Origin of the sequence: Fictibacillus gelatini DSM 15865 (assembly GCF_000430745.1) — a bacterium.
GTDB classification, from domain to species: domain Bacteria; phylum Bacillota; class Bacilli; order Bacillales; family Fictibacillaceae; genus Fictibacillus_A; species Fictibacillus_A gelatini.
Genome location: NZ_AUMP01000002.1, coordinates 70945 through 91357, shown reverse-complemented (window position 1 = coordinate 91357; position 20413 = coordinate 70945). Strand labels below are relative to the sequence as shown.

The 20413-nt window shown below is 41.6% G+C and carries 20 protein-coding genes, 1 other RNA gene and 1 other annotated feature; of the genes, 19 read left to right on the top strand and 2 right to left on the bottom strand.

Annotated elements, in window-relative coordinates; translation table 11 throughout:
- The first annotated feature begins 6 nt into the window (after positions 1-6).
- The 3 genes from aspS to H538_RS0103520 all read left to right on the top strand — a co-directional run bounded on the left by aspS (position 7) and on the right by H538_RS0103520 (position 2982).
- Entirely contained in the window at positions 7-1785 is a 1779-nt protein-coding gene (gene aspS, locus H538_RS0103525) for an aspartate--tRNA ligase (protein WP_026676410.1), read from the top strand.
- Positions 1786-1859: 74 nt separating this feature from the next.
- Positions 1860-2042: non-coding RNA, 6S RNA (ssrS, locus tag H538_RS25395), on the top strand.
- Positions 2043-2214: 172 nt separating this feature from the next.
- Positions 2215-2982: a tRNA threonylcarbamoyladenosine dehydratase gene (locus H538_RS0103520; RefSeq protein WP_026676409.1), complete on the top strand. Its 768-nt coding sequence runs from the start codon at positions 2215-2217 to the stop codon at positions 2980-2982.
- 25 nt (positions 2983-3007) lie between these two features.
- Here the strand turns inward: H538_RS0103520 and H538_RS0103515 are convergent, their stop codons facing one another.
- Positions 3008-3727 carry an RsfA family transcriptional regulator gene (locus tag H538_RS0103515; RefSeq protein ID WP_026676408.1) on the bottom strand — a complete coding sequence of 240 codons (720 nt, stop codon included), beginning with the start codon at positions 3725-3727 and terminating at the stop codon, positions 3008-3010.
- 127 nt (positions 3728-3854) lie between these two features.
- On the bottom strand, positions 3855-5186 hold the full coding sequence (locus H538_RS0103510) for an AAA family ATPase (protein ID WP_026676407.1): 1332 nt from the start codon (positions 5184-5186) through the stop codon (positions 3855-3857).
- 137 nt (positions 5187-5323) lie between these two features.
- Here H538_RS0103510 and cymR point away from each other — a divergent pair, with 137 nt between their 5' ends.
- From cymR to greA, 16 genes are all read left to right on the top strand, one after another.
- The gene (gene cymR, locus H538_RS0103505) at positions 5324-5743 is read left to right on the top strand and encodes a cysteine metabolism transcriptional regulator CymR (RefSeq protein WP_026676406.1); all 420 of its coding nucleotides are present in this window, start codon (positions 5324-5326) and stop codon (positions 5741-5743) included.
- A 25-nt stretch (positions 5744-5768) separates the two neighbouring features.
- Positions 5769-6908: a cysteine desulfurase family protein gene (locus tag H538_RS0103500; protein ID WP_026676405.1), complete on the top strand. Its 1140-nt coding sequence runs from the start codon at positions 5769-5771 to the stop codon at positions 6906-6908.
- A 28-nt stretch (positions 6909-6936) separates the two neighbouring features.
- The gene (gene mnmA / locus H538_RS0103495; RefSeq protein WP_026676404.1) at positions 6937-8064 is read left to right on the top strand and encodes a tRNA 2-thiouridine(34) synthase MnmA; all 1128 of its coding nucleotides are present in this window, start codon (positions 6937-6939) and stop codon (positions 8062-8064) included.
- A gap of 68 nt (positions 8065-8132) precedes the next feature.
- Positions 8133-8780, top strand: a complete 648-nt coding sequence (locus H538_RS0103490) for a tetratricopeptide repeat protein (protein ID WP_026676403.1) — start codon at positions 8133-8135, stop codon at positions 8778-8780.
- A gap of 20 nt (positions 8781-8800) precedes the next feature.
- On the top strand, positions 8801-11107 hold the full coding sequence (gene recD2, locus H538_RS0103485) for an SF1B family DNA helicase RecD2 (protein ID WP_026676402.1): 2307 nt from the start codon (positions 8801-8803) through the stop codon (positions 11105-11107).
- A gap of 37 nt (positions 11108-11144) precedes the next feature.
- A complete protein-coding gene (locus H538_RS0103480) occupies positions 11145-11624 on the top strand; it encodes a PRC-barrel domain-containing protein (RefSeq protein ID WP_026676401.1) in 480 nt (159 codons plus the stop codon).
- 22 nt (positions 11625-11646) lie between these two features.
- Positions 11647-11844 carry a hypothetical protein gene (locus tag H538_RS0103475; protein WP_026676400.1) on the top strand — a complete coding sequence of 66 codons (198 nt, stop codon included), beginning with the start codon at positions 11647-11649 and terminating at the stop codon, positions 11842-11844.
- A 73-nt stretch (positions 11845-11917) separates the two neighbouring features.
- Positions 11918-13009: an AI-2E family transporter gene (locus tag H538_RS0103470; protein ID WP_407636372.1), complete on the top strand. Its 1092-nt coding sequence runs from the start codon at positions 11918-11920 to the stop codon at positions 13007-13009.
- A gap of 29 nt (positions 13010-13038) precedes the next feature.
- Positions 13039-13251, top strand: a binding site (T-box leader).
- 60 nt (positions 13252-13311) lie between these two features.
- On the top strand, positions 13312-15948 hold the full coding sequence (alaS, locus tag H538_RS0103465) for an alanine--tRNA ligase (RefSeq protein ID WP_026676398.1): 2637 nt from the start codon (positions 13312-13314) through the stop codon (positions 15946-15948).
- 106 nt (positions 15949-16054) lie between these two features.
- Positions 16055-16327, top strand: a complete 273-nt coding sequence (locus H538_RS0103460; protein ID WP_026676397.1) for an IreB family regulatory phosphoprotein — start codon at positions 16055-16057, stop codon at positions 16325-16327.
- Positions 16327-16749 (top strand): Holliday junction resolvase RuvX, encoded by a 423-nt coding sequence (gene ruvX, locus H538_RS0103455; RefSeq protein WP_026676396.1) that lies wholly within the window; start codon positions 16327-16329, stop codon positions 16747-16749. The genes H538_RS0103460 and ruvX overlap by 1 nt, the downstream gene beginning before the upstream one ends.
- A gap of 22 nt (positions 16750-16771) precedes the next feature.
- Positions 16772-17077 carry a DUF1292 domain-containing protein gene (locus tag H538_RS0103450; protein WP_026676395.1) on the top strand — a complete coding sequence of 102 codons (306 nt, stop codon included), beginning with the start codon at positions 16772-16774 and terminating at the stop codon, positions 17075-17077.
- Between the two features lie 151 nt (positions 17078-17228).
- Positions 17229-18350, top strand: a complete 1122-nt coding sequence (mltG, locus tag H538_RS0103445) for an endolytic transglycosylase MltG (protein ID WP_245595190.1) — start codon at positions 17229-17231, stop codon at positions 18348-18350.
- Between the two features lie 44 nt (positions 18351-18394).
- Positions 18395-19048, top strand: coding sequence for an O-methyltransferase (locus H538_RS0103440; protein ID WP_026676393.1), 654 nt, complete (start codon positions 18395-18397; stop codon positions 19046-19048).
- Positions 19049-19079: 31 nt separating this feature from the next.
- On the top strand, positions 19080-19727 hold the full coding sequence (gene udk / locus H538_RS0103435; RefSeq protein ID WP_026676392.1) for a uridine kinase: 648 nt from the start codon (positions 19080-19082) through the stop codon (positions 19725-19727).
- A 139-nt stretch (positions 19728-19866) separates the two neighbouring features.
- Complete coding sequence (gene greA, locus H538_RS0103430) at positions 19867-20343, top strand: transcription elongation factor GreA (protein ID WP_026676391.1); 477 nt, start codon at positions 19867-19869, stop codon at positions 20341-20343.
- Positions 20344-20413 lie beyond the last annotated feature (70 nt).

Sequence of the window (20413 nt, the reverse complement as noted above, 5' to 3'; positions counted from 1 at the left end):
AACAATATGCCAGCAAGAACACATCAGTGTGGAAAGTTACACGAAAAACAAATCGGGCAAGTCGTCCAGCTTCAAGGGTGGGTGCAAAAGCGCCGCGATCTTGGAGGGCTTATTTTCATCGATTTACGGGACCGTTCAGGAATTGTTCAAGTCGTGTTTAATCCAGAAGTGTCTAAAGAGGCAATAGAGCTTGCGGAAAAAGTCCGCAGCGAATATGTGCTATCGGTTAAAGGAACGGTTGTTGAACGGGCTCCTGAAACCGTCAATGAAAAACTAGCAACGGGTAAAATCGAAATTCAAGCGGAAGAACTCGAAATTATAAATGCCGCGAAAACACCACCGTTTTCGATTAGTGATGACATTGAAATCAATGAAGATGTGAGATTAAAATATCGCTATTTAGATCTTCGTCGCCCTATGATGCAAGAGACAATTAAGCTCCGCCATCGAGTAACGAAAATGATCAGGGATTACCTTGACAAAAACGAGTTTTTTGAAATTGAAACACCGATGCTCACCAAAAGTACACCTGAAGGAGCGCGGGATTATCTTGTTCCAAGCCGGGTGCATCCAGGCCAATTTTACGCATTGCCGCAATCGCCTCAGCTCTTTAAGCAATTATTGATGGTCTCCGGTTTTGAACGGTATTACCAGATTGTTCGCTGTTTCCGTGATGAAGACTTGCGCGCCGACCGTCAGCCTGAATTTACGCAAGTCGACATTGAAACATCGTTCATGACACAAGAAGAACTTTTAAACATGATGGAAGCGATGATGGTTGAACTCGTGAGAGAAACGAGAAATGTAGAGATCGAAACGCCGTTTCCGCGTATGACCTATAAAGAAGCGATGGACCGATACGGATCAGATAAGCCAGATACCCGCTTCGCAATGGAACTTGTCAATGTCTCAGAACTTGTGAAGGAGTCAGGTTTCAAAGTATTTGCCGATACGGTTCAAGCGGGCGGAGAGGTTAAAGCATTAAATGTGAAAGGACAAGCTGCTAACTATTCCCGAAAAGATATCGATCAATTAACCGAATTCGTGAAACGTTATGGGGCTAAAGGCCTTGCCTGGCTAAAAGTCGAAGAAAATAGCTTAAAAGGGCCGATCGCCAAATTCTTTACGGAAGAAGAGACTGTAGCTTTATTGCAGGCACTCGCAGGTGAGGCAGGCGATTTGTTTTTATTTGTCGCCGACAAACCGAAGGTAGTAAGCGACAGTCTAGGGGCACTTCGTCTGAAGCTCGGAAAAGATTTAAACTTAATTGACGAGAATCAATTAAATTTCCTATGGGTATTAGACTTCCCGCTATTGGAACATGACGAAGAAGAAGATCGTTATGTGGCGATGCATCATCCTTTCACAATGCCAAAAGATGAGGATATTCCACTATTAGAATCTGCACCCGGTGAAGTTCGAGCGAAAGCATATGACCTTGTGTTAAATGGTTATGAGCTTGGTGGCGGTTCACAGCGGATTTACCGCCGCGAGATTCAAGAGAAAATGTTTGCGGCACTTGGATTTACTCCGGAGGCAGCACGTGCGGAATTCGGCTTTTTAATGGATGCATTTGAATATGGCACACCGCCGCACGGTGGAATTGCCCTTGGATTAGACCGTCTTGTCATGTTGCTTGCCAAACGAAACAATCTTCGTGACACGATTGCCTTCCCGAAAACGGCAAGCGCAAGCTGTTTGATGACAAACGCACCATCCAGTGTCAGTGACAAGCAGTTAAATGATCTCCATCTCGAGGTGAAAATAGGAGAAAAGAACGAATAATTAGAATTTTATAAAATAAGACGCGTTTTGTCTTGTATTTCACCTTTATGTATGCTATGATTCAACCATAAGAAAGAGTCCTGAGGTGCTCGTCGCTACCGAATGTTTTGAGCCAACACTTTTTAAATGGGAGCCTGGTGTTTCTGAATGGCGTATATGCCTCTTACCTACATAGGGGACATACAAATTTCAGAACAGGGCACCCACCTGCGAGAGCAGGTTCAAAACTAGGGAATGGCGGCACAGTTGGGACTCTTTTTGTTCGTTTAAAATCCACCGGATCAATTCCGGTGGGTTTTATTTTTTAATGCTAAATCCTGCCAGCAAAAAACAAAATAGCTTTAGAATTTGTTACGCAGTTGATTTTACATAGCAAAATGGTTTATTCTTTAAAAATGATAATGGATAGACGTTTGAAAGGAGAACTATATGTTACATCAGTTTTCACGTAATGAGCTTGCTGTCGGTGAAGACGGCTTAAATGCATTAAAAAACAGCACGGTAGCAGTGCTCGGGGTCGGTGGTGTCGGTTCATTTTCGGCAGAAGCGTTGGCGCGCTCCGGAGTCGGTAAATTGGTTCTTGTTGACAAAGATAATGTAGATATAACGAATATTAACCGCCAAATCCACTCGCTACTTTCGACAATTGGACAATCAAAAGTAGAGTTAATGAAACAGCGCATTGCTGACATCAATCCTGATTGTGAAGTGATCGCTTTACAAATGTTTTATACGGAAGAAACGTATGAACAATTTTTTGCGTACGATCTTGATTATGTTGTCGATGCATCCGATACGATCACATACAAGGTTCACTTGATGAAAGAATGTCTGAAACGAAACATTCCGATCATTTCAAGCATGGGCGTGGCGAACAAATTAGATCCTACAAGGCTAAAGATTACAGATATTTCAAAAACAAGCCATGATCCAATTGCAAAAGTCGTCCGCGCCCGCCTGCGTAAAGAAGGAATCCATAAAGGAATTGATGTCGTCTTCTCGGATGAAACGCCGGTTCAAATCAGGGAAGATATTCGTGAGAAAATTGTTCCGGAAGACGCGCCCGGAATTCGCAAGGCTAAAATGCCTCCTTCATCCAATGCTTTCGTTCCGTCCGTCTCAGGACTTTTTATGGCGGGACACGTCATTAACAAGCTGCTAGAAAAACATCAAATCAAGATCAATCGTCTTCATTAAAAAAGGCCGCAACAGTGCGGCTTTTTTATTTTGCTAATTTTTCTAAATTCCCATTTTTATCCATACGGAAGCTTTGTGCAGGTTCAGTATCGTCCTGAAGAAGAACCATTCTCCTGGCCCGGTCCATAATTTGCAATAAAGCTTGATAATCTTCCTGGACGGTTTTAAACTCTTTTTCAAGCTTCAGCAATTGGTCGGTCAATTCTTTATTCTTTTGCATAAGTTCATTTGTTTGTCTGCGAAGAGTGTTGTTTTCATCTTCGAGTTTTCCGGATGATAAGCCGTTTTGACGGATATTCTCCAAAAATTGAATGCAATCGTCAAGTGTAATTTCATTTTTCGTTGATGGTTGATGAACGCTTGAGAATTCGCTCGTGTAAACGGATGATTGTGGCATGGGCCGTTCAATATAAGGCGTCTTGAAAAATTCATCCGGATTATATGTTTCTTCATCAAGCGGAGCCGTTTGCTTGACCGCCCCTTTCGGTTTTGCCTGCTGGGCTTTCGCAAGCGCCCGTTGCCGTTCTTTCCGTTGCTTTTTCGCTATTTTTAATGCTTGCTCATAACGTTTTCGAACGATTGCATTCCATCTGAAACCGACCGCAGCACTCGTCCGATCAAGCTTATCGCCAACTTCCTCAAACGCGTGAAGCTGTGTGCTTCCTTCCCGAACATGGCGAAGAACCGTTTCGGCAAGCAGTAAATCGTCTTCTTCCGACCATGCATCTTGTCTTACTTTTATCACGATTCGATCTCTCCTTATCTGGTATTGATTCATAATTTTCAAGTTTATAGTTTCATTTTTTGCCAAATAGGAGAAATCTATACGTGATTAGATAAAAAATTGCTAGATTGGATAAAAGACTGCTAGATTATTCATTTCGCTTTCGTTCATTAAAATAATCAAGGCGTTTTTGAATATTTTTTTCATACCCGCGTAAAGTCGGTTCATAAAACGTTTTTCCTTCCATATGATCTGGCAAATATTGCTGAACGACATAACCGTCCTTAAAATTGTGCGGATATTGATAACCTTCCCCATGTCCTAAGCCTTTTGCCCCTTTGTAGTGGGCATCCCGCAAGTGAAGCGGAACTTGTCCGGTTTTTTCATTTTTTACCGCATCCATTGCCCGGTCGATCGCCATAATCGTCGAATTGCTTTTTGGGGCGGTGGCTAAATAAAGGACAGCTTCTGCAAGTGGTATTCTTGCTTCGGGCATGCCGATAAAATCGACGGCATAGGCTGCGGCCTGTGCGATGAGCAGGGCATTCGGATCAGCTAGGCCGATATCTTCGGCTGCATGGACATAAAGCCTTCTCGCAATGAAACGTGGATCTTCGCCTGCATAGATCATTTTAGCAAGCCAATATATGGCGGCATCCGGGTCCGAACCACGGATGCTTTTAATAAAGGCGGATATTGTATCATAATGGTTGTCCCCTTTTTTATCATATTGGAGGACACGCTTTTGAATCGATTCTTCAGCGATTTCAAGCGTAATGTGAATCTCTCCATGTTTGCCCGGTCTAGTCGTTAAGACGGCCAATTCAAGCGCATTTAATGCCGTTCGTGCATCGCCGTTGGCAACAGATACAAGGTGGTTTAACGCGTCTTCGTCCATTTCAATATCGTATTTACCATAGCCTCTTTCTTTATCTTGTAAACTTGTAATGATAATTTGGCGGATATGATGATCCGTCAATGGCTCGAAACGAAACAGGCGGCTTCTGGAGAGAAGAGCGGGATTGATTTCGAACATAGGACTTTCTGTCGTCGCGCCAATTAAAATGATGGTTCCATCTTCGACAAACGGAAGAAGTGCATCTTGTTGACTTTTGTTAAACCGGTGGATTTCATCGATAAATAAAACCGTTTTTACCTTGTCCATCATTAATCGATCTTTCGCTTCTTGAGTGACCCGCTTAATGTCAGCGACGCCACTTGTTACGGCATTCAATTGCGAGAAATAAGCAGACGTTGAATTAGCGATAATTTTTGCAAGTGTTGTTTTCCCTGTACCCGGCGGGCCGAAAAAAATCATCGGGGTTAATTGATCGGCCTCAATCGCGCGACGAAGCAGTTTTCCCTCGCCGACGATGTGGGATTGCCCGATAAATTCATTCACTGTACGCGGCCGCATACGATTGGCAAGCGGCCCCATCTTTTCTTTTTCATTTTCATGATGTGCCGAAAATAAATCCATGTCGCTCCCCCTTGATTTAAAAACGTTATGCAAGTTTAATTTCGCTTATTGACTCTACTATACACTTCTTTTTTATGCAAGGAGAAGTCTTTCATGCTATAATAGTACGGATTTATGTATGGAACGGAGTGAGCAATATGAAAATTTCTACAAAAGGACGTTACGGATTAACGATTATGATGGCATTGGCGAAAAAGTACGGTGAAGGGCCCGTTGCGCTGAAAGTCATTGCCAAGGAGCATCATCTATCAGAACACTATTTGGAGCAGTTAATTGCACCATTGCGCAATGCAGGACTTGTGAAAAGTATAAGGGGGGCATATGGAGGTTATATTTTAGCTAAAGATGCTAAATCGATAACTGCCGGAGATATTATTCGAGTTTTAGAGGGGCCAATTACCCCGGTTGAAGTGATGGAAGATGAAGAACCGGCAAAACGGAATTTATGGATGAAGATTCGCGATGCGGTTAAAAATGTACTTGACAATACAACATTGGAAGACCTGGCAACGTATCAAGATGACGGCAGCCAAGAAGGATATATGTTCTATATTTAAAAAAATGTGAAAGGATTAGGAACAGATGAACCATATTTATGTCGATCATGCCGCCACATCTCCCGTACATCCGGAAGTTGTAGAGGAGATGCTTCCCTATTTAACAGAGCATTTTGGGAATCCTTCGAGCATTCATTTTTTTGGCAGAAAAACGAGACAAGTTCTCGATGAAGCGCGGATGATTTGCGCGAGGAGCATTGGGGCCACTGCAAATGACATTATATTTACAAGCGGCGGAACGGAAGCTGATAATGCTGCATTATTTGGAGTAGCGAACGAAAATAAGGCACGCGGCAAGCATATTATTACAACACAGATCGAACATCATGCTGTACTGCATACGTGCCATGAACTTGAAAAAAGAGGGTTTGAAGTAACGTATTTGCCTGTCGACCAATTCGGGCGCATCGCGCTTTCTGATTTACAGGCTGCACTGCGGGATGATACGATACTTGTGTCCATTATGTATGGAAATAATGAAGTCGGGACACTCCAGGATATACCGGCTATCGGAAAAATGCTGGAGGAACATCCCGCTTATTTTCATACGGATGCTGTTCAAGCATATGGTCTTGTGGACATCGATGTGAACGAACTGCATATTGATTTATTAAGTATATCAGGTCATAAAATTAATGGTCCTAAAGGAACGGGATTTTTATATGTGCGTGAAGGCATCGCCTTTCGCCCTCATCTTTTTGGTGGGGAACAAGAGCGCAAAAAGAGGGCAGGAACTGAAAATGTGGCCGGAATTCATGGACTCGCTAAAGCGGTTTCCATCATGTCCCAACAACGCCATGAACGGTTGAAAACGTACGAAAGTTTCCGAGATAAGATGTTATCGATCTTTAATGAAGAAGGAATTCAATTCGAATTAAATGGAGACAAGGAGCACTATCTCCCTCATATTTTAAACGTCAGCTTCCCGGGTATAAAAGCGGAAGTGATGCTTGTCAATCTTGATCTTGCCGGTATTGCGGCATCGAGCGGTTCCGCCTGTACGGCAGGTTCCGTCTTGCCTTCACACGTACTAGTTGCGATGTTTGGAGAAACAGACCGTGTAAAAACGGCTATTCGCTATAGTTTCGGGCTTGGCAACACACTCGAGAAAATCGAACAAGTCTCACGTGAGACAGTGAAAATTGTTAAACGGCTGCAAAAATAAAATACTTATATGAAGTGAGGTGAATCGCATGGCATCGAGAAACTTACAAAAGGCGCCTCAAGATACCCGGGTCGTTATCGGAATGTCCGGCGGTGTTGACTCCTCTGTTGCCGCACTTATGTTGAAGAAACAGGGGTTTGATGTTGTCGGCATTTTTATGAAAAACTGGGATGATACCGACGAATTTGGCGTCTGCACGGCTACGGAAGATTTTAACGATGTAATTAAAGTATGCAACCAGATCGGCATCCCTTATTATGCGGTTAATTTTGAAAAAGAATATTGGGACAAGGTGTTTACCTACTTTTTAGAAGAATATAAGGCGGGACGGACACCGAACCCGGACGTTATGTGCAATAAAGAAATTAAGTTTAAAGCGTTTCTTGAGCATGCGTTAAACCTAGGAGCTGACTATGTGGCGACTGGCCATTATGCCCGTATTCAAGAGATGGGCGATGAAGTCCAAATGCTCCGGGGAATCGATGACAATAAAGACCAGACCTATTTTTTAAACCAGCTTTCCCAAGAACAGCTCTCGAAAGTCATGTTCCCTATCGGTGAGCTGACAAAACCAGAAATTCGCGAGATCGCAGCTGAAGCTAATTTAGCGACGGCAAAGAAAAAAGACTCGACCGGCATATGCTTCATCGGCGAGCGAGACTTTAAAGAATTTTTAAGTCATTATTTGCCTGCACAGCCAGGGACAATGCAAACACTTGATGGAGAAGTGAAAGGCAAACATGACGGGTTAATGTACTATACGATCGGCCAACGCCATGGTCTTGGCATTGGTGGAAATGGCGATCCATGGTTTGTTGTCGGCAAAAATTTAAAAGAAAACATTCTATATGTCGAACAAGGGTTTCATCATGAAGCGTTATACAGTGATCGTTTAACGGCCATTAACGTGAATTGGGTGAGCGATAAACCGATGAAAGACTCGTTTCATTGCACGGCCAAATTCCGTTATCGCCAGCCGGATAGAGGGGTGACGGTTAAGGTCGGACAAACGAATACGGTAGAGGTCATCTTTGATGAACCACAACGTGCAGTCACTCCGGGACAGGCTGTCGTTTTTTACGATGGCGATGTATGCCTCGGAGGAGCGACCATCGATCAAGTGTTTAAAAATGATAGGCGCATTCCTTATTTGTAAAACCAACCTTAAAATGAAGGTTGGTTTTTTGATATACTTATTGTGAAACAAAGTCAGGAGGGTCAGTTGTGTCAGTAAATGACTATTTGAAAAAAGGTAAATTTGAAGAAGCCGCTAATATATTAAATGAACAAATTGAAAAAGACCCGGACAACCCGGTTCATTATATCAATTTTGGCAATTTACTTACAGCTGTTCATGAGCATGAAAAAGCACTCGTTTTCTTTGAAAAAGCGCTGGAGATCGATCCAGCTGCCGCCAGTGCCCATTATAGCGCAGGCATTACTTTCTATAAATTGGAGCGGTTCGATGAAGCGATTCAAATGTTTTTAAAAGGAATTGAAAAAGGCCTGAATGACGCAGATAGTTATTTTATGCTCGGCATGTGTTATGTACATAAAGAGGAATCCATCCGCGCATTGCCCCATTTTTTACGAGCTATCGAGTTAAATGATGAAGATGTTGATTCGTTATTTCAATACGGATTATGCCTGGCTCGTGTCGGTCAAGTCGACCAGGCTTCCAGTATGTTTAAAAAAGTGATTGACAAAGATTCAAAGCATGCAGATGCGTATTATAATCTTGGCGTCGCTTATTCCTTTTTTGAAAACGAAGAAGAAGCACTCGACATGTTTAATGCGGCTCTCCGAATTCAGCCCGATCATTATTTGGCAGCAAACGGGAAAAAGAAAATGGAAGAAAAGTTAGGAAAATGATGAAAATGGAGTTTTGAAGGATGGAAAAACAGCCTTCTTTTGATTTATTTGGCGAACACGGGCGTTATATTAAAGGAACATTGCTGGCAACCGTTTTTGTCAATCATGAAAATTTATATACTGTAGCTAGAATTAGAGTCCGTGAAACGAATGAAAATTACGATGAAAAAGAAGTGATGATCGTAGGAACGCTTCCGCCTTTGCATGAAGATGAAACATATATTTTTTTCGGTTCGTTTAAAGAACATCCGAAATACGGAAAGCAATATACAGTCACACATTTTCGCAAAGATTTGCCGCAATCGCGAGAAGGGATCATTCACTATTTGTCAGGTGATTTTTTTCAAGGAATCGGGAAAAAAACAGCTGAGGCGATTGTCGATACGCTTGGTGAAAATGCGATTACAAAAATACTTGAAAATCCCGATGTTTTAAATTCGATACCGAAATTAACGGAGGAGAAAGCGCAAAAGCTTTATGCTTCGCTCATCGAACATCAAGGTCTCGAGCAAGTGATGATTACATTGAGTCAGTACGGCATCGGCCCACAATTGTCGATGAAAATTTATCAAACATACGAAGAAAATGCGCTTTCGATCATACAGAACAACCCCTATCAATTAATTTATGATATCGAGGGAATCGGTTTTCAGCGGGCAGATGAAATCGGAAGGGGAATCGGTCTTTCCTTATTGCATCCTGACCGGATACGGGCGGCCTGCCTTTATATTCTTCAGGAAATCGGAGCGGAATTTGGACACGTTTACCTCCCGATGCAAACAGTCATCAAGGAAGTTCAAAAACTGCTCGGGAGCGGAAAGGACACGATTGAAGAATCGACAGTTTTTCGCGAAATTGAAGGATTGCGCGAAGAAAAGAAAATCATCATTGAGGAAGACAGGTTGTATATCCCATCGCTTTACTATGCGGAAAAAGGACTGGCAAACATCATCCGTTCCATTTCGGCTCAAGATGAATATAAGGACGCGTTTGCAACATCCGAATTTCTAAAAGCGCTCGGAGATTTAGAAGAACGACTTTCGATTGAGTACGGAGAGTCACAAAAAGAGGCCATCGAAACCGCGCTATATTCACCGATAATGATATTGACAGGTGGTCCAGGAACGGGGAAAACGACCGTTATTAAAGGAATTGTTGAGCTTTACGGCGAGCTTCACGGCGTATCCCTGGATCCTTCTATGTATAAAAAAGATGAACCTTTCCCCATTTTGCTCGTTGCCCCTACTGGACGGGCGGCAAAACGAATGACCGAATCGACAGGTATTCCGGCCAGTACCATTCACCGATTGCTTGGATGGAAAGGCGGTTCGGGATTTGAACGGGATGATGATCATCCGTTAGAAGGGAAGTTGCTTATCATCGACGAAATGTCAATGGTTGATATATGGCTCGCCTATGCATTATTTAAGGCGTTGCCAAAACAAATGCAAGTCATTATTGTCGGCGATGAAGACCAACTCCCGTCTGTTGGACCGGGGCAAGTGTTAAGTGACCTCATTTCGTCGGGTGTCATACCTACTGTTGCTTTGTCTGATATATACAGACAAGCTAAAGGGTCCTCCATTATTGATTTGGCCCACCATATTAAAAATGGCGAAGTACCTAACGATTTACTGGGCAAACACAGTGACCGGCGTTTTTTTCCATGTACGCAAAACCAGGTGATGGATGTAATCAGGCAAGTTTGTGAAAATGCGTATCGAAAAGGATATTCAAAAAAGGATATTCAAGTGCTTGCCCCGATGTACAAAGGGAATGCAGGGATTAATCAGTTAAACGAACAGCTGCAACAATTATTTAATCCAAAATCCGATCAAAAGCGGGAAATTGTAATTAATCATCTCGTATATCGGGTTGGCGATAAAGTACTCCAGCTCGTGAATCAGCCAGAAGACCATGTATACAATGGAGATATTGGTGAAATCGCATCCATTATTTATGCGAAAGAAACAGTGGATAAGCAAGACCAAATTGTCGTCCGTTTTGATGAAGTTGAAGTCGTCTATAACCGACAGTCTTTTCATCATCTTACACATGCTTATTGCTGTTCCATTCATAAATCGCAAGGAAGTGAATTCCCTATAGTCGTATTGCCGATTGTGAAAAGTTACTATCGAATGCTGCGGAGGAATTTAGTCTACACGGCTGTTACAAGAAGTAAAGAATTTTTAATATTATGCGGTGAAATTAACGCCTTTGAAATGGCCGTTAAACGAAATAATGAGGCGAATCGATACTCAATGCTAAACGAACGGCTGAAAAAACAGGGCATGGAAAACGTTTCAAGCATGAACAACCAACCATAGAGGAAAGCTAAGAAATGTTCGGAAGGGTGGGGGTACTTTGCGAACATTTTCCTTATTAAAAAGGATAAGCGTCATCGATCAAAAGAGCCAGAAGTCAGCAGGAAAAGTGGAAGACATTTTCATTGACCAAACTGGAAAAGTCCATGGCTTTGTCATATGCAAGCAAGGATTTTTTGCACGAAAATGTTTCGTTTCTTTTTCCGACGTTTCTTTTCCTAATGACCAGACGATGTTCGTTTCTGAGTGCCGAATGTCGCCTAAAGGGTTTAAAGAACAAAGATTAAAACCTTTCTTTACGATGACACTAAAGCCGCGATTTTTCCTTAAACAACCGATATATTCAAACGAAGGGGAAACGGTAGCTGTCATTGAGGATGTATATTTTTCCACTGATTGGGGCACCATTGTAGCTATTGAGGTGACGGAAGGATTGTTTTCAGATTTAATGGAGGGCAGGAAACTTAAATATGCCAACCAACCTCTATTAATTGGAAAGAATTCCTTTTTCGTCCGGTAGTTATAAAGGAGGCCTTCAATCAATGGTTTGTCCGAACTGCGGTCGAAAAGACATCGGTAAAATTGGTGTTAACCAGTATTATTGCTGGAATTGTTTTATTGAACTTTCCATTATCAACGGGCGGCTCTCTTTGCATCAAGTGGAAGAAGATGGCTCGCTCACAACACTCGATGATTTATTTGAAGATTATGATTTAACGATTGATGGACAAGCGCCATAAAGAGGGGCTCATGCCGAACATGAGCCCCTCCTTCATAGAAACATTTCCATAAGGTTAAGCTAACAGGTAGGAGGTGATCAAATTGAGTCGCCAGGAAGGGATAAAATGGATGACCCGCTTATCTGTGATGCTGCTCGCCTTTTTATGCTTTTTTGTTTTTTTGAAGCTTTCGCCGATTTGGAAGCCCATTTTATCGATTATTAAAGCCGCATTTATTCCGTTTTTTATTGCCGTATTTATTACGTATTTGCTTCATCCTCTTGTCGAAAAGCTATATGCAAAAGGATTTCCAAGGACGTTAGCTATTCTGCTTATTTATATTTTATTTTTTGGCGGAATTGGATTGGGTCTTTACAAAGGAATTCCAAATATGATCGCTCAAATGAGAGAGTTGATGACAAATATTCCTGATATAACAAAGACGTATGAGCAATGGCTCATGGAAGTAGATCATCATACATCTAAACTTCCGCATACCATCCATGTTCGGATTGAAGAATATATTCAATCGATTGAAAAATATGTCGAAAAAATGGCCTCGACAGCTGTAGATTCGATTAGAAAAATTGTTGACTATTTTTTTGTATTCATTATTATCCCATTTCTTGTGTTTTACTTTTTAAAAGATATTGAAAAAATTAAGCGAACCATCTGGTATATCACGCCCAGGAAATGGCGAAAAGAAGGAAAACGGCTTCTGCATGATATTGATGAATCGCTGGGTGGATACATACGGGGGCAAATTCTTGTCGGACTGATCCTTGGTGGAGCAGCTACACTGGCATTATGGGCAATTCATATGCCTTATCCGATATTGCTAGGAGCGCTAATAGCGGTCACGGATATTATTCCTTATTTTGGACCTATTTTAGGAGCGATTCCTGTTATTTTTATCGCATTGACGATTTCTGTAAAAATGGTCATCGTTGTTATTGTCATAATGCTCGTACTTCAATTTATCGAAGGGAATTTGCTCGGGCCGTTTATTATCGGCAGAAGCTTACAAATACATCCGGTACTGATTATTTTTGCCCTTTTAGTAGGCGGTGAAATTGGCGGAATACCCGGCTTGATTCTTGGCGTTCCGGTGTTTGCCGTTTTAAAAGTTATTTTTATGCATATTCGCAATTATCGATTGTCATTAAAGTTTGACAAAGAAAGTTAAGAATGCTTATACTACTAATTAGATATGCAGTAAAAACGATGAGGGAACTTAGTATGTGCAAGGCCTTTTTAAGAGAGGAGTGCCCGAGGCTGAAAGGCATTCTAAAAGAAGCGGCACAGAAGCTATTCCAGAGTGCAGCTAATCACTGCCGTCACCCTGCGTTAAAGGGTTTTAAGGTGATGAATGATTTTTTATTATTCATAACCAGGGTGGTACCGCGTGAAACAACTCTCGTCCCTGATTTTAGGGCGGGAGTTTTTTGTTTTCCGAATTTGTATTCAATTAAGAAGGGAGATAGGGAAATGAAACAATTAACTTCAGCACAAGTAAGGCAAATGTTTTTAGATTTCTTCCAGGAGAAAGGCCACCATGTTGAACCAAGTGCATCACTCGTTCCGCATGATGACCCGTCGCTATTGTGGATTAATAGCGGTGTCGCTACATTAAAGAAATATTTTGACGGCCGGGTCATTCCGGAAAATCCCCGTATCGTTAATGCGCAAAAATCGATCCGTACGAACGATATTGAGAATGTCGGGATTACAACGAGGCACCATACATTTTTTGAAATGTTGGGGAACTTTTCGATTGGCGACTATTTTAAGGAAGGCGCTATTCTCTGGGCATGGGAGTTTTTAACGAGTGACAAGTGGATTGGCTTCGATCCATCGAGGCTGTCAGTAACCATACATCCGGAAGATGATGAAGCATATGACATTTGGCTAAATAAAATCGGTATCCCGGAAGAACGTATTATTCGGTTGGAAGGAAACTTCTGGGATATTGGTGAAGGCCCGAGCGGACCAAACAGTGAAATTTTCTATGACCGAGGCCCGGCTTACGGAAATGATCCGAATGATCCAGAGCTTTATCCAGGAGGGGAAAATGACCGTTACTTAGAAGTTTGGAACCTTGTTTTTTCTCAATTCAACCATAATCCCGATGGTACATATACTCCGCTTCCGAAGAAAAACATTGATACGGGAATGGGTCTTGAACGGATGGTATGCGTCATTCAAGATGTGCCAACCAACTTTGATACTGATCTATTTATGCCGATCATCCGCAAAACAGAGGAAATTTCTCATGTCCAATACGGTCAGAGTAAAGAACAGGATACTGCGTTTAAAGTGATTGCAGACCATATTCGTACGGTGACGTTCGCGGTATCAGACAATGCGCTTCCGTCCAACGAAGGACGGGGATACATTCTTCGCCGCCTCATACGCCGGGCAATCCGGTTTGCGAAAAAAATCGGTTTAGATCGTCCGTTCATGTTTGAACTCGTACCAGTTGTTGCTGATATCATGGTTGATTATTATCCGGAAGTAAAAGAAAAGGTGCCATTTATTCAAAAAGTCGTGAAAAATGAAGAAGAACGCTTCCATGAAACGATTAATGAGGGTCTGGCAATTTTAGAAGAAGTGATTGCAAAAGAAAAGAAAAAAGCCAGTACGGTCATTAGCGGCGAGGATGCTTTTAAATTATATGATACATTCGGTTTCCCATTTGAATTGACCGAAGAGTATGCTGAAGAACATGGCATGACGGTTGACCGAGAAGGATTTGAAACAGAAATGGAAGCTCAGCGCGAGCGGGCGCGAAAAGCAAGACAAGACATTGATTCCATGCAGGTGCAGGGCGGCGTGCTTAGCGAGATTAAAGTCGAAAGCGAATTTGTCGGCTATGATCAGGAGAAAAGTTCCTCTGTTATTTTAGAACTCTTGCAAAACGGCGAAAGGGTTGAAGCACTTGGCGAAGGGGATGAAGGTCAAATCATTCTCGATGTCACCCCATTTTATGCGGAAAGTGGGGGCCAAATTGCCGACCAGGGAACGATTACTGGTGAAGGGCTTGAACTATTTGTAAAAGATGTCCAGAAAGCGCCTAATGGCCAAAACCTTCATACGATCGTTGTGAAAAAAGGAATCGTTCAGCCGGATATGAAAGTGAGAGCTCATGTGAACGAAGAAAAAAGAGCATCCATTGTGAAAAACCATACGGCCACACACCTATTGCATCAGGCGTTAAAAGATGTATTAGGCAAACATGTCAATCAGGCGGGCTCGCTTGTCGCACCTGATCGCCTGCGTTTTGACTTTTCGCACTTTGGCAGCATATCTCCTGAAGAATTGGAACAAATCGAAGAAATTGTAAATAAAAAGATCTGGCGAAATATCGCTGTCACGAAAATGTACAAACCGCTTGATGAAGCAAAAGCAATGGGTGCAATGGCGCTTTTCGGTGAAAAATATGGCAAAATCGTTCGTGTCGTGCAAATTGGCGACTATAGTTTAGAGCTATGCGGCGGTTGCCATGTGAACAATACAGCGGAAATCGGATTGTTCAAAATTGTTGCTGAAACAGGTATCGGTGCAGGAACGCGCCGCATTGAAGCTGTTACAGGCGAACATGCCTATCGGTTGTTAAAAGAACAAGTAAACCTTTTGAAAGACGTTTCGCAGCTTTTAAAAACAAACATGAAAGAGGTTCCTTCAAGAGTCGAAGCCTTGCAAGGTCAACTGCGCGATCTTCAACGTGAAAAAGAGTCTCTTGCAGCTAAACTCGGGTCAATGGAAGCAGGAAACCTTCTTAATGAAAAACAAGAAATAAATGGTGTTTCCGTTCTCGTAAAAAAAGTAAATGCAGCGGATATGAACAGCCTTCGATCAATCGTTGATGATTTGAAAAATAAACTCGAAAGCGGAATTATTGTTCTAGGTAGCGTCAATAATGAAAAAGTAAATATTGTAGCCGGGGTGACAAAAGATTTAATCGCGAAAGGCTATCATGCAGGAAATCTTGTAAAAGAAGTCGCAAGCCGCTGCGGAGGTGGCGGAGGTGGCCGTCCAGATATGGCTCAAGCCGGCGGGAAAAATCCGGAAAAATTAGAGGAAGCCTTGCAATCTGCAATAAATTTAATTAAAACTGTTTCCTAAATTTTCTTAGATAGGGTACAATGTGAGTATAATCTTATATTTTGTATAAAATTTAAATGAAATTTGTACAAAAAAAGGGAGAAGCTAGAGAAAGAGGTGTTGGCGTGTGAGTTCAATGGACAAGACGATGAAGTTTAGTTTTAATGATGATTCAATGGATACGAATGTCAAAAAAGTGCTGTTAACTGTTTATAATGCATTGCAGGAAAAAGGCTATAATCCAATTAACCAGATCGTAGGCTACCTTTTGTCCGGGGATCCCGCCTATATTCCTCGCCACAATGATGCAAGAAGCATGATCCGTAAACTCGAACGAGACGAGTTAATTGAGGAGCTTGTTAAATCTTATTTAGCCAATCAAAAAGAAGGAACGATGTAATGGCAAGAATTCTTGGGCTAGATGTCGGCTCGGCTACGATTGGCGTCGCGGTAAGCGACGAACTAGGCTGGACCGCACAGGGAATTGAAACGATTAAGCGAAAAAGCCATCTCCCTGATGAAGCATTTGACCGCATCGGTGAATTAATCAACGATTACGCCATTGAAAAAGTGGTCGTTGGTTTACCGAAAAACATGAATGGGACGATTGGTCCCAGCGGCGAGGCGTGCCAGGCATTCGCCGGGCAGCTGAAAGACCGTTTTGGGCTACCTGTTGAATTATGGGACGAGCGATTAACAACAATGGCCGCCGAAAGAACGTTAATTTCGGCAGATGTCAGCCGGAAAAAACGAAAAAAAGTGATAGACAAAATGGCAGCCAGCTTAATTTTACAAAGTTATTTAGATCATAGCGGTCGATAAATTGAAAGAGGTGACGAAAATCATGGCAACTGAAGAAAGAGAACAAATTGTGATTCCTGGCGAAAATGGAGAAGAAAACTTATTTGAAGTGCTGCTAACGATTGATGGAAGTACGACACCAACGGGACATTCGTATATGCTGCTTGTACCTGTCGGAGAAGACCATGACAACGATGATGAGGAAGAACAGGAAGTTTTTCCTTTCCGCTATGTTGAAAAGGGCGAGAATGACGACGATTTAGAGCTTTACCCTCTTGAAACTGAAGAAGAATGGCAAATGGTTCAAGAAGTGCTTGATGCGTTGTCTGATGAAGATTTAGAGGAATAATCGAGAAACGGCCAATGGAAAAGATTTTCCATGGCCGTTTCTTATTAAAAAAAGATCCTGTATTCTTCTGACATTTTTCGATTTTTTCTTATAAAACTAGACATGTTACCGACTTATAGTATAATAAAGCAGAATGAAAGGGGAGAATATGGTGGTTCAAGGCGACTCTTTTAACTCTGCTAAAATCCAAAAGAAACGACCTGTTTGGAAGATCTTGCTATTCGTATTTGTAGCGATTATCGGGGTCATTATCCTTTTATGTATCGCCGGATCGATTTATATAAAAAATGAACTTGGTCCAGTTGATCCTGGCAATAAAAAGCCGGTTACAGTTGAAATTCCAATTGGTTCGTCAACCCAGGATATCGGGCACCTTCTTAAGGAAAAAAACTTAATTGAAAGCAGCACGCTTTTCCGTTACTATATCCTTTATAAAGAAGAAAGCGGCTTTAAAGCAGGGGTTTATGAACTGAACCGATCGATGGACGCCGATCAAATTATTGCCGCATTAAAAGATGGGAAACATCTTAAAAAGCAAAGAAAGGTGACGATCCCTGAAGGATTTACAGTCCCGCAAACGGCTGAAGCGATTAGCAAAGCAACGGGAAAAAATAAGAACGATATTTTAAAAATAATGAATGATGAAACGTTTTTAAAAGACTTAAAAGCGAAATATCCGGTACTTGGAAAGGAAATTTTCAATAAAAAACTATACTATCCTTTAGAAGGATATTTATTCCCGGCTACCTATGAGATTGACACGAAAGGCGCAGATCCAAAAAAAATCATCGAAAAAATGGTGAAGAAAACAAATGATGTCGTAAATGAATATGGTGCTGATTTTGAGCAAAGCAAAAAATCGACGTTTACCATTCTTACACTGGCTTCGCTTATTGAAGAAGAATCGCAACGGCCGGAAGATCGCACCAAAATTTCGGGTGTGTTTTATAACCGATTAGCCAAAGGAATGAAGCTCGAATCAGATCCTACTGTTAAGTATGCAATGAAAAAATTCAATGTGAAAGTGTATTATAAAGATTTGAAAATTAATTCGCCATATAACACGTATAAATATAAAGGTCTGCCTGTCGGTCCTATCGCTTCCCCGGGAGAAGAATCCATTAAGGCGGCGCTGCACCCGACGAAATCAGATTACCTTTTCTTCTATGCAAGACCGAACGGTGAAGTAATTTATACAAAAACGTTAAAAGAACATGATGAAGTGTATAAAAAATATCACCATGAATGGGACAAGATCGCAAGGAAAAGCTAACATAGAAACAAAATGGTACGTATCTCAGAAAGAGGAGGCTTCCTATGGTCAAAACAGATGTAGAACGTTATATTGAACAGTTGATCCCGAAAAGGGGAGCTCTTATTGAAGAGATGGAAGAGTATGCGAAAAATAATGGTGTTCCGATTATGGATATTGTCGGAATCGAAGCTTTGTTACAGGTGCTTCGTTTATATCACCCAAAAAAAATTCTTGAAGTCGGAACAGCCATTGGCTATTCTGCCATTCGAATGGCTCTCTGCTTGCCGGACTCCATCATTTGGACGATCGAACGGGATGAAGAACGGTATGACCTTGCGCTTGCCAATATTAAAAAGGCAGGCTTAGATGGAAGGATCGAAGTATTATATGGTGATGCAACCGATCTAGTGGATGAAGTAGCCGAAAAAGGACCGTTCGATTTTATTTTTATTGATGCGGCCAAAGGACAATATGAACGTTATTTTGAAAATTATGGTAATGCGCTTGGGGATAAGGGAGTCATCGTTTCCGACAATGTCCTGTTTAAAGGGTATGTAGCCAATGATGAAAATCTGGAAAGCAGACGAATGCGCTCCCTTGTGAAAAAAATCCGAAATTATAATGATTTTATAATGAAGCATCCCGGATTTGTGACAACAATACTGCCTGTAGGAGACGGAATGGCAATCAGCATTAAAAAAGAAAAAGCAGATTAGACCTGAGGCCAGGGCTGGAAGGAGAAGATAAATGGCAAGAAAACCAATTATAATCGGAGTAGCTGGCGGCTCGGGTTCAGGAAAAACGACGGTAGCAAAAGAAATTTACCGCCAGTTTTCGGATCAATCGATCTTGATCATTGAACAAGATTCCTACTATAAAGATCAATCCGAAAAAACGATGGAAGAGAGATTAAAAACGAATTACGATCATCCTCTTGCGTTTGATAATGATTTGCTTATTGAGCAAATTAACCGCCTTTTGGAATATAAAACCATCGAAAAGCCAGTATATGACTATACAGTTCACACAAGAAGTGATAAAATTATTCCAGTTGAACCGAAAGACGTCATCATTTTAGAAGGAATTTTAATACTGGAAGACGAGCGGTTACGCAACTTAATGGATATAAAGGTATTTGTCGATACTGACGCAGATGTGCGTATAATACGTAGAATGGTTAGAGACATCAGGGATCGCGGGCGAACCCTGGAATCGGTAATTGACCAATATATATCCGTAGTTCGTCCGATGCATAATCAATTTATTGAACCTACAAAACGTTATGCTGATATCATTATCCCTGAAGGTGGACAAAATCGTGTCGCTATCGACCTGATGGTAACGAAAATTCGAACCATATTGGAAGAAAAGGCGATTTTGGGAAAAATGAGGTGAATGTTGCCTCATTTTTCCCATATAGTAAAGCAATTCCCGTGTAACCGCTTTATTTTTAAAGGATTGCTATACATATCTAACCGTTTGAAAAATATATAGTAATCAAGGACATTCAATTATCGAAGGAGTGAATACGCCGATGGCAGAGGAAAAAAAACACTACATGACATTAGAAGGTAAAGAGAAGTTAGAAAAAGAACTTGAATATTTAAAAACCGAAAAGCGTAAAGAAGTTGTTGAACGCATTAAAGTAGCTCGCAGTTTCGGTGATCTTTCGGAGAACTCTGAATATGATGCAGCGAAAGATGAACAAGCTTTCGTTGAATCAAGGATCGTTCAATTGGAAAAGATGATTCGCAATAGCGTGATCATAGAAGATTCGCAGGAAGCGCCGGATACCGTTACGATTGGTAAATCCGTTAAATTTGTTGAACTTCCTGATGGCGAAGAAGAAACGTACATGATCGTCGGAAGCGCCGAAGCCGATCCTTTTGAAGGGAAGATTTCAAACGACTCCCCAATGGCAAAAAGTTTATTGGGGAAAAAGATTGGTGATGAAGTAGCTGTTCAAACGCCTGGCGGGGAAATTCTCGTAAGGATTTTAGAAGTGAAATAACAAAAATAGCAGTTTCACGATTTGTGAAGCTGCTATTTTTTGTTTTAACCGAATGGTATTCGACCACAAT

Bases quoted from the DNA above. Each gene is read 5' to 3' on its own strand.
- aspS (WP_026676410.1), top strand. From the start codon at position 7: ATGCCAGCAAGAACACATCAGTGTGGAAAGTTACACGAAAAACAAATC.
- H538_RS0103520 (WP_026676409.1), top strand. From the start codon at position 2,215: ATGTTACATCAGTTTTCACGTAATGAGCTTGCTGTCGGTGAAGACGGC.
- H538_RS0103510 (WP_026676407.1), bottom strand. From the start codon at position 5,186: ATGGATTTATTTTCGGCACATCATGAAAATGAAAAAGAAAAGATGGGG.
- cymR (WP_026676406.1), top strand. From the start codon at position 5,324: ATGAAAATTTCTACAAAAGGACGTTACGGATTAACGATTATGATGGCA.
- H538_RS0103500 (WP_026676405.1), top strand. From the start codon at position 5,769: ATGAACCATATTTATGTCGATCATGCCGCCACATCTCCCGTACATCCG.
- mnmA (WP_026676404.1), top strand. From the start codon at position 6,937: ATGGCATCGAGAAACTTACAAAAGGCGCCTCAAGATACCCGGGTCGTT.
- recD2 (WP_026676402.1), top strand. From the start codon at position 8,801: ATGGAAAAACAGCCTTCTTTTGATTTATTTGGCGAACACGGGCGTTAT.
- H538_RS0103475 (WP_026676400.1), top strand. From the start codon at position 11,647: ATGGTTTGTCCGAACTGCGGTCGAAAAGACATCGGTAAAATTGGTGTT.
- alaS (WP_026676398.1), top strand. From the start codon at position 13,312: ATGAAACAATTAACTTCAGCACAAGTAAGGCAAATGTTTTTAGATTTC.
- ruvX (WP_026676396.1), top strand. From the start codon at position 16,327: ATGGCAAGAATTCTTGGGCTAGATGTCGGCTCGGCTACGATTGGCGTC.
- H538_RS0103450 (WP_026676395.1), top strand. From the start codon at position 16,772: ATGGCAACTGAAGAAAGAGAACAAATTGTGATTCCTGGCGAAAATGGA.
- H538_RS0103440 (WP_026676393.1), top strand. From the start codon at position 18,395: ATGGTCAAAACAGATGTAGAACGTTATATTGAACAGTTGATCCCGAAA.
- udk (WP_026676392.1), top strand. From the start codon at position 19,080: ATGGCAAGAAAACCAATTATAATCGGAGTAGCTGGCGGCTCGGGTTCA.
- greA (WP_026676391.1), top strand. From the start codon at position 19,867: ATGGCAGAGGAAAAAAAACACTACATGACATTAGAAGGTAAAGAGAAG.